This is a genomic window from Marinicella pacifica (genome assembly GCF_014636635.1).
GTDB lineage: Bacteria > Pseudomonadota > Gammaproteobacteria > Xanthomonadales > Marinicellaceae > Marinicella > Marinicella pacifica.
This window is the reverse complement of record NZ_BMEO01000007.1, coordinates 96721-110850: the sequence shown is the minus strand read 5'-3', so window position 1 is coordinate 110850 and position 14130 is coordinate 96721. Positions and strand designations below refer to the sequence as shown.

The 14130-nt window shown below is 45.4% G+C and carries 17 protein-coding genes; 13 read left to right on the top strand and 4 right to left on the bottom strand.

All coding sequences use genetic code 11. From position 1 onward, the window contains the following. Positions 1-84: 84 nt before the first annotated feature. From IEV16_RS09570 to IEV16_RS09540, 7 genes are all read left to right on the top strand, one after another. Positions 85-402, top strand: coding sequence for a hypothetical protein (locus IEV16_RS09570; RefSeq protein ID WP_188365475.1), 318 nt, complete (start codon positions 85-87; stop codon positions 400-402). Between the two features lie 135 nt (positions 403-537). After that, entirely contained in the window at positions 538-972 is a 435-nt protein-coding gene (locus tag IEV16_RS09565; RefSeq protein ID WP_188365474.1) for a hypothetical protein, read from the top strand. Between the two features lie 126 nt (positions 973-1098). After that, a complete protein-coding gene (locus IEV16_RS09560) occupies positions 1099-1629 on the top strand; it encodes a YdeI/OmpD-associated family protein (protein WP_229728308.1) in 531 nt (176 codons plus the stop codon). Between the two features lie 157 nt (positions 1630-1786). Beyond that, positions 1787-2482 carry a hypothetical protein gene (locus tag IEV16_RS09555; RefSeq protein ID WP_188365473.1) on the top strand — a complete coding sequence of 232 codons (696 nt, stop codon included), beginning with the start codon at positions 1787-1789 and terminating at the stop codon, positions 2480-2482. Positions 2483-2959: 477 nt separating this feature from the next. Then, entirely contained in the window at positions 2960-3193 is a 234-nt protein-coding gene (locus tag IEV16_RS09550; RefSeq protein WP_188365472.1) for an RH3 domain-containing protein, read from the top strand. Continuing rightward, positions 3180-3440, top strand: coding sequence for a type II toxin-antitoxin system RelE family toxin (locus IEV16_RS09545; RefSeq protein ID WP_188365471.1), 261 nt, complete (start codon positions 3180-3182; stop codon positions 3438-3440). The genes IEV16_RS09550 and IEV16_RS09545 overlap by 14 nt, the downstream gene beginning before the upstream one ends. 287 nt (positions 3441-3727) lie before the next feature. Beyond that, on the top strand, positions 3728-4891 hold the full coding sequence (locus tag IEV16_RS09540) for a dipeptidase (RefSeq protein ID WP_229728307.1): 1164 nt from the start codon (positions 3728-3730) through the stop codon (positions 4889-4891). A 207-nt stretch (positions 4892-5098) separates the two neighbouring features. Here IEV16_RS09540 and IEV16_RS09535 read toward each other — a convergent pair whose 3' ends face one another. The 4 genes from IEV16_RS09535 to yjgA all read right to left on the bottom strand — a co-directional run bounded on the left by IEV16_RS09535 (position 5099) and on the right by yjgA (position 8567). Then, a complete protein-coding gene (locus IEV16_RS09535; protein ID WP_188365469.1) occupies positions 5099-7000 on the bottom strand; it encodes a S9 family peptidase in 1902 nt (633 codons plus the stop codon). A gap of 277 nt (positions 7001-7277) precedes the next feature. Continuing rightward, the gene (gene vapC, locus IEV16_RS09530) at positions 7278-7676 is read right to left on the bottom strand and encodes a type II toxin-antitoxin system VapC family toxin (RefSeq protein WP_188365468.1); all 399 of its coding nucleotides are present in this window, start codon (positions 7674-7676) and stop codon (positions 7278-7280) included. Then, the gene (locus IEV16_RS09525; protein WP_188365467.1) at positions 7676-7867 is read right to left on the bottom strand and encodes a type II toxin-antitoxin system VapB family antitoxin; all 192 of its coding nucleotides are present in this window, start codon (positions 7865-7867) and stop codon (positions 7676-7678) included. Before IEV16_RS09525 ends, vapC begins: the two co-directional genes overlap by 1 nt. Positions 7868-8015: 148 nt before the next feature. Then, entirely contained in the window at positions 8016-8567 is a 552-nt protein-coding gene (gene yjgA / locus IEV16_RS09520; protein WP_188365466.1) for a ribosome biogenesis factor YjgA, read from the bottom strand. Between the two features lie 14 nt (positions 8568-8581). Here yjgA and IEV16_RS09515 point away from each other — a divergent pair, with 14 nt between their 5' ends. From IEV16_RS09515 to IEV16_RS09490, 6 genes are read left to right on the top strand one after another with little or no spacing between them, the layout of a single operon-like run. Beyond that, entirely contained in the window at positions 8582-9895 is a 1314-nt protein-coding gene (locus IEV16_RS09515) for a TldD/PmbA family protein (protein WP_188365465.1), read from the top strand. 4 nt (positions 9896-9899) lie between these two features. Further along, the gene (locus IEV16_RS09510) at positions 9900-11255 is read left to right on the top strand and encodes a MurL-like N-terminal domain-containing (RefSeq protein WP_188365464.1); all 1356 of its coding nucleotides are present in this window, start codon (positions 9900-9902) and stop codon (positions 11253-11255) included. After that, positions 11252-12577: a UDP-N-acetylmuramoyl-L-alanine--D-glutamate ligase gene (gene murD / locus IEV16_RS09505; protein WP_188365463.1), complete on the top strand. Its 1326-nt coding sequence runs from the start codon at positions 11252-11254 to the stop codon at positions 12575-12577. Before IEV16_RS09510 ends, murD begins: the two co-directional genes overlap by 4 nt. Beyond that, positions 12574-13434 carry a tetratricopeptide repeat protein gene (locus IEV16_RS09500; RefSeq protein ID WP_188365462.1) on the top strand — a complete coding sequence of 287 codons (861 nt, stop codon included), beginning with the start codon at positions 12574-12576 and terminating at the stop codon, positions 13432-13434. Before murD ends, IEV16_RS09500 begins: the two co-directional genes overlap by 4 nt. Continuing rightward, a complete protein-coding gene (locus IEV16_RS09495) occupies positions 13424-13768 on the top strand; it encodes a DUF2288 family protein (RefSeq protein WP_188365461.1) in 345 nt (114 codons plus the stop codon). Before IEV16_RS09500 ends, IEV16_RS09495 begins: the two co-directional genes overlap by 11 nt. Next, complete coding sequence (locus tag IEV16_RS09490) at positions 13765-14127, top strand: Z-ring associated ZapG family protein (protein WP_188365460.1); 363 nt, start codon at positions 13765-13767, stop codon at positions 14125-14127. The genes IEV16_RS09495 and IEV16_RS09490 overlap by 4 nt, the downstream gene beginning before the upstream one ends. Positions 14128-14130 lie beyond the last annotated feature (3 nt).

Here is a 14130-nt window from a genome sequence, read left to right as displayed (position 1 = left end):
TGTCACTTGTTTTGCCAAAAAGCCGGCAAAACAAGCGCCAATTTTGTCGGCAGCTGTGCCAGGCGTTATGTGTAAACAACGAATATGATATTGATAAAAGTAGAAAGGGATAGTGTTTGTATGGGGGATGATGTAAATGCGCCCCATGAGTATAGTTTTAGCTTGGCTGAAGATTCTTCTCTGTTAGAGGTATTTGTTCACTTGGAGAAGAAGCGATATTTGGCTGGAGTTGCAGGTAAAAATCATAGCTGGGATGCAATAATAAATAAAAAGCAAGTGGCACATTTCAAAGGAAATAGCCAAAAGCCTGAACCTAATAAGTTTCTCAACAAGCCAATCTCAAAATATTCTAAAAGCGGTCAGTTGAATCTGGGTTTTATTTACAACAGTGCAAACACATAACAAACCAATCAACGCCCGCCAGCAAGCTGGCTCGGACCTCCACTGCGTGGTTCGCTTTTGTGCTTTAATAGCACAACGCAAACCACTCCGTTCCGGCCCGTTATTGGGGCGTTATGAGCCAATCGAGATATGCAAATGGAAATAATTCCTGGTGTTGGAGCAGATATAATTCAATTCGGTTTTACAGAAAATGAAGTTGTGACCTTGTTAGGAGAACCGAATAAAGCATTTTCGACGGACGAGGGATGCAAGAGGTTGCAGTTCAATGAGTTGCGCTTAGAGCTATCATTTGAGCCTGAGAATGAAAATCGCTTAGGGTGGATTGAGTTTCATAATCCTACAGTAGCGCTAGGTGGTCGCCAGCTAATAGGTAAATCACAACAAGAAGTTTTATTATTCGTTTCTGAATTACTAGGCGAGGAGCCTGAGCTGGAGGACTTTGGATCATTTCTATCGGTTTCGTATAGCGAGAATTGGGTGGAGCTGCAGTTTCAATTTGACCGTCTTGATTGCATAAATATTGGTGTAATTTATGATGAAGCGGGGAATCCAAAGTGGCCCAGCTCATAACAAACGGCTCCACGCAGACGCGCAAACCTACGCTGCTTTTGTGGGTTTCGCTGCGCTACACTTTACCACAAAAGCCTCTCCGGTTTGCGCGCTGGTGAGCCGGGCGTTAGATGAGGAATAAGGCTAGTGGTTACTTCTAAATTTAATGCAAAGATATTGAAGCCTCAAAAGGCGGGATCTGACTTTGAAGCTTTTGTAGTATTGCCTAAAGACGTTAGCGATAGCTTGCCTCGTCGAGGTAGAACAACAGTAGAGGTATCAGTTTCTGGTTACGTATTTCAAGTTACACTGGAGCCTGACGGCAATTTAAGTCACTGGCTTAAACTAAGATCCAAAGATTTGGTGTCGGGAAAGCTCAGTGTTGGTGAAGAATACCTATTTGGATTGAGCTCGGTTATAGACGAGCCCGAACCCCTCGTTCCTAAAGACTTGGCTGACTCAATTCAGAGCTTTCCTCAAGCACTCAAAACGTGGGAAAGTACAACGACAATCGCGAGAGTTGACTGGGTCCATTGGGTTGAGTCTGCCAAGCAAGACAAGACACGTAAAAAGAGAATTTCAGATGCTTGTAATATGCTATCTGAAGGAAAGCGACGAGTGTGTTGCTTTGATAATTCAGGGTTTTATAGCAAAGCACTAAAACTACCAAAGGTATAAAGGCTAGGTTGTAGGGCCTTCATCTAACAAGGTGCTCAAGCCGAACCTTCACCTACGCTTCACACAGCGCATTGCTGCGCAATTGTACGCGCTGTGTTACGCTTTCGGTTTGGCCGGCTTAGCACGGCGTTAGGTTTAAAATTAGACAAGATTTAAGATGAATATTGATAGCTTTACGTCAGACATAACAGCGCCGGGAATATCTGACCCCACCGCACCGCGAAGGGAGTTAATTATTGATAAAGAAGACGAACAGTTAATAGATAGAGCTATCGAAAGATTAGAAAGGTCAAATCTCAAAACCAAAGACCTTTATGAGGTTTTCTGTGATTGGCAGACCAAAAAGACGTTAACATCCAAAAGAATATTTGTCTCAACCTCGATCCTCGTGGCTGCATCGGGTTGGATTGGCATCGATTACACAGAGTTGTCCTTTTTTGGCTTAGAAGTCGCTAACGGATCACCCACAAAATTTTTAGTTTTTGTCCTGATATCCATAATTATTAGCGGATTATTTTACGAAATTTCAAGAAAAGTAGATTCATCTGTTAGAAATGCGAAAATTAAACATATCAACTGCGATTTGAAGAACCTAGTACAGCCTATCGAGGTTTTGGATGGGGCTATGGAGCGCAACAATATAGATGATTTTGTTCATTTGTACTTTGATTTCCGATCCTCATTGAATTCGTTACAGCATGATGCGATTGATGTGTATCGCGCTGTCAAGTTCTACAAGAACAATCTTTCACGGGCTGGTATCGGTTTAAGTCTCGTAACCTTGATAGAGCATCTAATAGTTTACTCAATTGCAGCTATTGCTATATTTTCCTTAGCCAAGCAGCTTGTATAATGAACTAATATAACAAGGAGAATAAACAAGGACAGTAAAATAAACAAGGACAGTCATTAAATGAAGGTCGTAAAACGAGCCATGATGTTAAATTTTACGCATAATAACACGTTAAATTGAGTGTTTTTGAGTGGTTAAGTTTGTTTAAGGTTTGTAGTGCCTTGAAAAAGCTTTTTTAGGTTGTTTTCTCTGATTCAAGCCGAGCGGTATGGCTTCACAAAAGTGAAGTGATGAGGCTAATATGTATAATCCGGGCTATTCGAGAGCTGACTTTAAGCGTATTCCAACCGACCATGACCGATTTGTTTTATTTGAATATTCTTTGAGCTGGCTAGTAGTTCCAACGGTGTTATACCCAACAGATTTAAAGCCTTTTAACTCATCGATTTATCAACCTGGGAATCTGAACATTGGTCATTTGACGTCATAACGTTGTGACGCTATAATGACTTATTGCCACAATCTTCTGAAAGCACCATGACCGAAACATCAAAGCGTTCTACAATTTACTTTGAACCGCAGTTGCATGCGGCGCTCAGGTTGAAAGCTGCGCATACACACCGTTCCTTATCAGATATCGTTAACGAGGCGGTTCGGGCAGCGCTGGCTGAGGATCAGGAGGATTTAGCGGCCTTTGAAGAACGGGTTTCCGAGCCGACTATGAGCTATGAGGCCTTGTTGGACGATTTGAAGGCTCATGGCAAAATATAAGCTGGTCTTCAAGAAGTCAGTCGCCAAAGATTTACGCCCAATCCCAAACAAAGATGTGGCCCGAATCCTTCAGCGTATTGAGTCACTGCGGGAAAATCCCCGGCCAATTGGCTGTGAAAAGCTTTCAGGTCAGGAACGTTATCGGATTAGACAGGGCGTGTATCGAATTATCTATGAAGTGACCGAGAAGCAGTTGATTGTCACGGTGGTGAAAATAGGTCACCGAAAGCAGGTTTATAAGCGTTAAAAATCATAATTTTCATTAACTAAAATGGTGATCACTTTATCTCGTTCCCATGCGCTGCGTGGGAACGTAAAGATCCAAAGACTAAATATGAATTCCCACGTCGGGGCATGGGATCGAGTCAATTCTTTTGCAGTCCGTCCTTATCGTATTGGTGTTAAAAAAGCACGCTTTTTAAATCACAGATTTTTTGATTTCTGTGTTGTACAATCACAGCACTTCTAAAATACCTATTGACCATGAATCAAAACCTCAAATTATTTACCCTTTGTTGCTTATTGTCTTTCTCAATGCTTATTCACGCAGAAACAGATATACAAAAACAGGCCGAAGCCATCAGCAAAAAATACATTATTGCCGATTTGCATGTGGATGTGCCTTATCGGTTAAGGGAACAGTATGAAGACGTGAGTCAGGCCACTGAAAGCGGTGATTTCGATTATCCGCGGGCGAAAAAAGGCGGTCTGGATGCGCCGTTTATGTCGATTTATATTCCTGCGCGCATTGAGGCAGAGGGCGGTGACAGCACAGCTTTGGCCAATCAATTGATTGATGGTGTGGAAAAAATGGTTGAGCAATCGCCAGATAAATTTGCTTTGGCGAAGTCACCTGCCGATATTAAAGCCAACTTTAAAAAAGGCCTGGTTTCTTTGCCGATGGGGATGGAGAATGGTTCGCCAATTGCCGGAAACTTGGCTAATTTAACGCATTTTTATGATCGCGGTATTCGCTACATTACTTTGTCGCATTCGCTCAGTAACCATATTTCTGATTCGTCTTATGACGAAAAACGACCGGCGCAGGGCTTAACGGACTTTGGTAAAAAGTTAGTCACAGCCATGAATAACATCGGCATGATGGTTGATGTCTCGCATATTTCGGATAAGGCTTTTGAGCAGGTGATTGAAATCAGCAAAGTGCCGGTGATTGCTTCGCATTCTTCAGCGCGGCATTTTACCCCGGGCTTTGAGCGCAATATGAGTGATGCCATGATTAAATCCCTGGCTGATAAAGGTGGCGTGATTTTTATCAACTTTGGTTCAACCTTCGTTTCTCAGAAATCGATTGACAGTTATAATGCTTATAAAGAGGCCGTGGCTGATTTTATTAAAGTTAAGGGCGTGGCGTCAGACAGTGAAGAAGTTAAAGCCTTTGCCAAAGCGTATCTCGAAAAAACACCCTTTGAGTTCGCCACCTTAGACACCGTGTTAGATCACTTCGATCATGTGGTGAAACTGGTGGGCATCGACCATGTCGGTATCGGTTCGGATTACGACGGTGTCGGTGATTCACTACCCACCGGCTTAAAAGACGTTTCGACCTACCCGAATTTGATTGCCGGGCTGTTAAAACGCGGCTATTCAGAACAGCACATCGAGAAAATCCTGTCCGGTAATTTGTTTCGTGTGTGGCGGCAAGTGGAAGATTATGCCAAAAAGTACAAGTCTCAATAAAACATATTCATGGCAAACAGTAGGGTGTGCTTTGCCCACCTAAATCAATGATAACTTGTCAACATACAAGGTGGGCAGAGCCGACCCTACATGGCTGAATTTATACAACAAACAGATAACCATTAATTGGGGGGGGTAAAGCCCGCCCTTCATGCGTAAATAGGCGTTCCCACGCCAGTGCGTGGGAACGAGGGAATGTTCTCAAATCTACCGTAAAAACTTGTCGAGAAATTCGAGGTATTTTTGGGAGGCTTGGATGCGGTTTTCTTTTTTGCTAAAACCGTGGCCTTCATCGTCGAATAACAGGTATTCCACGTGGGTGCCGGCGCTGCGGATGGCTTCCACCATTTCATCGCTTTCCACCTGCAGAACCCGCGGGTCATTGGCGCCTTGTACCACCAGAACGGGGTTTTTCACCTGATGACCGAAGAACACCGGCGAGATGTTGTACAGCCGTTCTCCATCGGTCTCAGGGTCACCCAGTTCATCATAGAGTGATTTTTTAAAGGCTTCCCAGTACGGCGGAATACTTTTCAGGGTGCGCACCCAGTTGGTGACGCCGAAGATATTGATGCCGACGTCAAATTCATCGGTGAAGGCCATGGCTGCCATGGTCAGGTAGCCGCCATAACTGCCGCCCATCACGCCGATTTTATCGGCATCGACCCAATCGAGGGATTGTAAATATTTCTTGTTATAAACCACGTCTTTAAGGTCGTGGTCGCCGTGCTTTTTATCATCGAGGTGAAAGAAGGTCTTACCGTACCCGCTGGAGCCGCGGTTGTTGATTTTAAAGATGGCATAACCGTTGTTGACCAGGTGTTGGGTGAGCGCTGAATAACCAAAACGTGACTGACCACCCGGTCCGCCGTGGATAAAGACCAGTGCCGGAACTTGTTCGTAAGCGGCTTGTTTCGGTTTATAAAGAATGCCGGGGATTTCTAAGCCGTCAAAACTCTCAAAGCGTCTGACTTCACCGGCCACCAGATGGTCTTCATTAATATCCGGGTTGCCGGTGCTGGTCAGTCGTGTGGCTGAATTGTCACCCGGTGTGTAGGTGTAGAGATTAGACGGCGAGGTGTCTGAGTTCAGATAAAACACCAGGGTGCTTGAATCATCACTGAAATTAACCCCGCGTAAATCACCGGCCGGTAAATTGGGAATATTAAGCGCTTCACCGGTTTCGGTGTTAACGATATCCAGGACCGTTTGGGCATCCTGATTAATACCGGTGACGCGGTATTGACCGTCTTCTGAAAAGTAGGTGAAACTGACATCCCAGTCGGCGGTGTAGCTGACGTTGTGGCTGGCATCAGCTAAATCATAGGCCATGGCCTGGTTAAATTCGCTGTTGGCATTGCTGCCATAAATTAATTGTTGGCTGTCCGGCGTAAAGGTGTAAATACCATGCGCCACATCTTCAGGTGCATCGCCGGCAATCAGCTGTGGCTCGGCGTCGCTGTCATTGAGGTCAACCAGATAAATATCTGAATCGGCATTGCTGTTGGTTTTGGATAAGGCCAGCCAGCGGCCATCGGGACTGATATCGCCTAACTGATAGCCGCTGTCGTTTTGATAAACCATTTCACGGGTATAATCATCGACCTGATAACGGTATAAATCAAAGAATTTGGGGTTCCGTTCGTTGCTGTTGATGTAGAACTGTTGGTCATCTTCATGCCAACCGGCAAAGCTGGCTTTTAAGCCCTCACCGGGCGTCAGGTCTGTTACGCGCCCGTCTTCTTCACGGACATAGACATGGTCCAATTCATTGCCGCCCTGATCGGCGTTATAAAGAATGCGGTCATCGTTGGGGAACCAGCTGTTGACATAAATCGATTCATCGGTTGAATGGGTTAAGGCTTCTTTGCCGGAGCCATCCAGTGCCACTTTATAGGCATTGAAAATCCCGCTTTCATCGCTGCTGACCAAAACCGCCGTCTGGTCATGGTTAATGGATGAGCCAAAAACCGAGGTGGTCTGGAAAAATTCTTCCGCCGAGTAAGTTTTAAAGTTATCGGCAGCGGCGGTCGGTTTTTCCGCCGGTTGTTGGCAGCCACTGAGCAGTAAACTCAGCCCAAGTGAAAGTAATAAAATATGTTTGTGCATCGGTTATCCTCCGTCAATTTTGAAGTGATATCATGACTGGCGGGGTTTTGATTGTCAAATATTCTCAGGTGATGGGTTAGAAAATGTTTATAATGGAGTGATTGACCCAGAATGGCCGCTGTAAACCATCTCTGGTGTTGGCTTGTAGATAGCGGATAAAGATATAAGTGTAAAAATCTTCGGTAAAGTGGGGCTTAATTACCGATAAGACCTGGTGAATTACTCAAAAGGTGATTTAAGCCTTAAAACTGGATTAAGATGCGTATTTAATAAGTTGTTATTTTTTAAAACCATCGATTAAGCCAAGGTATCTCACAAAAGGCTTGAAGTCTTTATCGAGATAAAGAAGAGGCATTTTATTTTCGATGCAAAAAGTGGCAATAATGACATCATTTGTTTTTCGAATGGTTATCCCTTTCTTTCTGAGTTTTCGGTAATTACTGGCTGCTTTTAATACCTGGTTGTGACCAAACATTTCAAATCGTTCCAGGGTGCTTAAGGATTTTTTGGCTAAATTATAATCTTTATCACTTTTAAACCCTTGGAGGATTTCTAAAAATATTATATCGCCAATGGCAATCACACCATCTGTTAGTCCACTATCTAAGGCATCGGTGAATTGGCTGTCAACACCGTTAAAGTAATCTATCCAAATGCTGGTATCGGCAATAATCATTAAGCACCACGCATTTCATCCAGGTTACCTTCCCATTTAATTTGCCCTCGTAGCTTTCTTATGGCTTGCTGTTTTTGGCGTTTCACAAGCAATTTTAATCCCATTTCAACAGCTTCTCTTTTAGTTTGTAATCCTGTGGCTTTGAGGGCGTCTGCCATTAGTTTGTCATCAATTACAATGTTGGTTCTCATAAATCACCTAATGTGTATATAAATAAAATATATACACATAATAGCAATTTATAAAAAAATTAACAAGGGCATTCACTCTGATGTCGTTAGGTGTTTCATGGTATTAAGTAGACTCTTTTTATCTTAACTAATGATAAATATTTATTATTTATGACAACATAATCCCCAACTGACCCACCGGCGGTAGCGGCTCTTGGTTATCTAATTCCCGCAAGGCTTTGAAGAGTTTTTTGGAGTGGGGTGGTTCGGGTTTTTTGCGGTAATTGCGGATCAGGTTGCGGAGTTCGTTGAGGGTTTCGTGGGGGTAGGTGTCGTAGAGGTGGGCGTTGAGTGCTTTTTCGTGGTCTTTGAAGGCGTCGAGCCATTGGTTAATGATGGCGTCTCTGACTTGAAAATGGGCGTTTTTGGCCTCATCTTGTTGCATCTGTTGTTCAATGCTTTGATAATCGCAGTTGGCCAGCAGTTTACCCATGTATTGGGTGTGCCTTTTGGCTGCGATGTGGCTGGTGATGCGTTTGGATTCATCAATGGCCGCTAACAGTGCCGGTGGTAAATCCAGGGCGTCACGCTTGGATACCGGCATCTCAGCAATTTCCCGGGCCAGGTCCTGCAGACGGTGGGCCTGTTTTTTAAGCTGGGTTTTGCTTATGGTATTTTCAGCGGATTGGTCGTTATCAGGCGACTGGTCTTTATTAGACATAAAACGGCTCAGGTATGAAACAAACAGATATCGTCACAAAAGTTCTCGAAACAGTCAAGCACAAAGGTGCCGATGCGGCAGAAATAAGTTACGCCGAAGGCAGTGGTATCAGCGTCAGTTGCCGCCAGGGTGAGGTGGATACCATTGAAAATAACAATGATAAATCCTTCAGCTTAACGGTGTACAAAAACGGCGCCAAGGGCAGCGCCTCAACGGCGGTGGTGAATGAAGACAGTATTGCGTTGACCATTGAAAAAGCCCTGGCCATTGCGGCCTTAACCGCGCCGGATGAGGCGGCGGGATTGGCCGATAAGGATTTACTGGCCACTGATTTTAAAAATTTACAGACCGCTCATGACAACCCTTATGAGCCCGATACTTTGATTCAATATGCCCTGACTGCCACCGAAGGTGCGCGGGCTGAAGCGGCGGATAAACAGGCCGATGTGGTGGTCGATGAGGCCAATGTGGAAGTCGGTGACGGATATGCGATTTACGCCACCAGTGACGGCTTTCTCGGTGAAAAACGCGGCAGTAATGCCTCGGCCAGTGTGGTGGCGATTGCCAAAGAACATGGTGAGATGGAGCGTGAATACTGGTGGGATGCAGTGCGAGATTACCGGCAGTTAATGGACGCTGAAATCATGGGCGCTAAAGCGGTCGGTCGCAGTGTCGCGCAATTGGGTTCACGGCAAGTCAAATCTCAACAGGTGCCGGTGTTGTTCGATCCGGCCATGAGTAAAACCCTGATTGGACATATGCTGTCAGCCATCAGTGGCAGTGCGCTGTATCAGGAAGCCAGTTTTCTCAAAGATGATTTAAATACCCAGTTATTTCCCGAGTGGTTTTCTATTCAGGAAGATCCCTTTATCCCGGGTGGTTTCGGTAGCCGGAATTTTGACAGTAACGGCATCGCCACCAAACCCAGAACTTTAATTGATCACGGTGTGTTGAAAGGCTTTATGCTGTCGCTTTATTCAGCCCGTCGATTAAATTCACAGCCCACCGGTCATGGTGGTGGTGCCCATAATTTAATGGTGGAGGCAGCGACCACAGCCGATTTAGTCAAAGACATGGATCGCGGCTTTTTAGTCACGTCGTTAATGGGGCAAGGTGTGAATACGGTGACCGGCGATTACTCGCGCGGGGCGTCGGGTTTCTGGGTCGAGGATGGCCAAATCGCTTTCCCCATCAGTGAAATGACCATTGCCGGACATTTAAAAGACATGTTTAAGAACTTGCGGGCGGTGGGCGCGGATATCGATCGGCGCAGTAAAATCCACACCGGCGCCTGGCTGGTGGATGGCATGACCATCGCCGGGGATTAAGAGCGTGACGGCGGCTGATTCTACTTTTACTTTTAAGCAGGCTTTCTTTGACGCCGAAACCGGTGTCTTAACACTGAATTATCAGGACAGTCGGTTTGGTGATTTTCAGGAACAATTGGTGTTTCCGGCGGCTTTATTACAACAGCCGTGGTTAGATGATGCGCAGCGCAATACTTGGTTGATTGCGGTTAACCGGGCGGTGCAGCATATATTCTGGATGGCCGGTGTCAGTTATTATAAAACCAATCTGGCCGCTGAGATTCAGTTTGAACATGAACAACCGTGCGAAACCGAAGCCCGGTGGCTCGCCGATACCTGGCAGGCGGGTTTGGCGGAACTGGCCCATGAGAACGATTTAGGCTGGTTGTCGCATATTCAGTTTCCAGGCCAGGTTCATAATCACAAGCATTCGGATAACTTAACTCTGCCGGGCAGGTCTTTGGTGCCGATTGGTGGTGGTAAGGATTCTTTGGTCACGATTGAACGATTGCGTCAGGCCGGTGAAGATGTGACTTTATTTCAGGTGGGTTCTTCTGAGTTGATTCAACAGGTGTCGAAAGCCACTGAATTACCGCTGATTCAGATTAAACGCCGGGTGGATGCGCGTTTAAAACAGGTCGCTGAGCAAGGCGCTTATAACGGCCATGTCCCGATTACGGCGATTAACAGTGTCGTGGCGGTTTTAACGGCTTTACTGGGCGGTTTCGATAGCGTTGCTTTTAGCAATGAGTGTTCCGCCGATGTCGGCAATGTTAAAGCCGATAATGGCCAATGGGTAAATCATCAGTACTCAAAATCCTGGGCCTTTGAACAGCAATACCGTGAAGTGCTGACTGAAAGTCTGGGCTCGGCCGTGGATTATTATTCGATACTGCGCCCTTATTCAGAACTGACGATTGTGCAAGAATTTAGTCGTTATCCGCAGTATTTCGAGGTTTTTTCCAGTTGTAACCGAAATTTTCATTTAGGTGGTTCACGCAATGAAAACGGCCGGTGGTGTGGTCAATGCCCGAAATGTGCCTTTGTGTTTGTCTGTCTGGCGCCGTTTATATCCCGGCAGCAGTTACTGGCAATCTTTGGGCATGACTTATTGGCGGATAAAGAACTATGGTTTTTATTCATGGCCTTATTCGGCCTTGAGGGTGATAAGCCTTTTGAATGTGTCGGTGAGGCCTTGGAGATGCGAGCAGCCTTGACTTTGCTTAAAGACCACGAAGATTGGCAAAAGCAAAAGAGTTTACAGTATTGGACACAACAAGTGCCCACTGTCAGTCAATCAGATATCGAAGCCTTAATGGCTAAGCAACAGCCGTATTTCTTACCGAGTAAACGGGACTTGTCGTCGGTTCATTGGTCATGAAATTAGAACATTTAAACAATCAAAAGGTGGCAATATGGGGCTATGGTGTGGAAGGCCGGGCCACGGTTGAGTATCTGCAGCACCATTTACCTGAATTAAAGCTGACGGTGTTATGTCCTGACAAGGAAGCGGATGCGGCCGACGCCAGGTTTAATCACCAAACCGTCACCGCTGAGTTATTGAATCAATTCGATGTGGTGATTAAATCACCCGGTATCAGTCCTTATCAGGCGGCGGTACAAGAATGTCAGGCCAAGATAATCAGTGCCTCGGCTTTGTGGTTTAGCAATGAACTGAACCGTGTGGATAAGCGTCCAACCATTGTCGCCATCACCGGCACCAAGGGCAAAAGCACCGCTTGTTATTTATTGCATCAGGCTTTAAAGGCGTATGGACTTCGGGTGGTGATTGCCGGTAATTTCGGTACACCGTTAATCGCCTGCGATAGCGATTATGATGTGGTTGTTTTAGAAACCTCCAGTTATCAGGCCCAAGACGGTGCCATTCAAGCTGATATCGCAGTGTTATTAAATCTTTATTCAGAGCATTTGGATTGGCATGGTGATGAAAAAACCTACCATCGCGACAAATGGCGTTTATTGGCTGAATCAAAACAAGCCCTGATTAACGCGCAAGATGACAACAGCCGACAGTGGCAAAAACAGTGGGTACTGAAATCTGTGACTTTGTTTAATCATCTGTCCGGATTTTATGTGATGGATGATGTCCTAATGTTTCAGGACAAAGCCTTATTATCCACTGCGGGCTGGTTGTTGAAAGGTGCACATAATTTGCAGAATTTGGCAGCGATGTTAACCGTGCTAAAGGTGCTTGGTTTGGATGTTAAAACGGCTTTGAATGCGGTCAAACACTGCCCGCCCTTACCGCATCGCTTACAAAGCCTGGGTAATTTTAAAGGTGTGCAAGTGATAAACGACAGTATCGCAACGACGCCCCATGCCACCTGGGCGGCTTTACAGACAGTACCGATTAAAAATACCGTGTTACTGGTGGGTGGCTATGAGCGCGGCGTGGACTGGCGCTGGTTTGCTGAGAAAATAGCCGATAAACCGCCCAAGCTGGTTATCTGTAGCGGTGCCAATGGTGAACGTATTTCACAAACCCTGCAACAACACAATGTTATAATTAAGCTTTTACTGGTGGATACGCTTCGGTCAGCTGCTGAAAAAGCCCTTGAAATCACTCAGGCAGGAGACTGTATTTTACTCTCGCCGGGTGCGCCGAGTTTTGATGCATTTAGAGATTATCAGGACCGCGGTGAACAATTTAGTCAATGGATTCAGGAATTTTCACAATCATGAAACAAATACCGACAATTATATTCTTATTGACGGCTTTACCATCTTTGGCTGAAAAGCCTGTTGCTGATGATCAAAGTAAGATAGCTCATCAGGAATTGATTCCCGAAACCTTGCTGGAAAAAGTCCAAAAGGGTGATGGTGAAATGGCCTATTTTATTGGCAGCTTGTTTAAACAAGGCGTGGACAATGAATACCAGACCATCCCACAGGATGAGCAGGCGGCGCAGCTCTGGTTTGAAAAATCCGCCGAACTGGGTTATGCGCATGGCATGTATGAAACCGGTCTGATGTTATATCGCGATAAAAAATGGCCGGCGGCGAAGAAATGGCTGCAACAAGCCGCAGATGTGGGCATTGGCGATGCCTTTTATCGTCTGGCCTATTTTCATGTGTACGGTGTCGGCGGTGAAACGGTTGACTGCCAAAAAGCCTATGAATTATTTTCCGAAGCGAAAATCCGTGGTGTCAGATATGCATATAATGACTGGGCCTGGATGCTGACCACACAACCAGATAAAAAATGTCGGAATGGCCATCAGGCGTTAAAAATTATGGCGGAACTGGAAAGCGAATTTGGGCGACAGCGGATGCCCTGGTCGATGATTGATACCAAGGCAGCGGTGCTGGCGGAAATTGCTGATTTTAACGGCGCCATTGAATTACAATCCTGGGTGGTGGCCGGTTATTGTGGTATTACGGTCAGTGAAATTGATGACTTTTCACAATTATTAAAGGATTATCGGCAACGCAGTGAAGAGGACAAAGTCAAAGGTTGTGATGGTTTTGTAGAACGCTTACAGGTTTACAGTCAGCGGCAAGTCTGGCGTGAAGAGATGGTGTTAAAAGATGACGAATAACAACAAACTGCAACCGAGAGAACCGGAAGATATCAGATCGCGTTTACTAAAGGAACGTGGTCCGATTGACTATCTGGAAGTCCAAAAATTTTTTGCCAAAGGTGTGATTCTGGTGGTGGATGCGCAACTGGATCTGGTGGATGTGGCTGAAAAAGTTCATGCCGATGATACAGCCTGTATTGAAGAGTGGATTAATGATAAACTGGTAATCAGAGCCCATGATGAGCACGCCAAAAAATGGTTGGATAATAACAGCCGTTTTGAGGCAGTGACCATGATGCCCTGGGTACTTGTTCAGGAAATTAACCAGGACAATGATGAGAAAACACAATGATTGAGTGGATTTTAATACTGTCAGCCACATTACTCGGCACGGCCTTGGGGATTGCAGGTATGTATCTGGTGAGCCAACGCAAAGGCAAGCAGACTTCTGTAAAAGAAATGGAGCGGCGCTTAGATGATTATCAGCATAAAGTTGAAGAACACTTTGCCAAGACCGCTGATTTAATTGATAACCTCACGGACAGTTACCAGGCGGTGTTTACCCATTTATCCGAATCGGCTGAAGACTTGTTAACTGATGAACAAATACGGAATCAGTTAATCAACCGCCGTTCGCGTGAAGTGACCATCAAATATCTGAAGAGTGGCGAAGAGGATGATAATATCACCACCAACCCGATGGTGGATTAGACC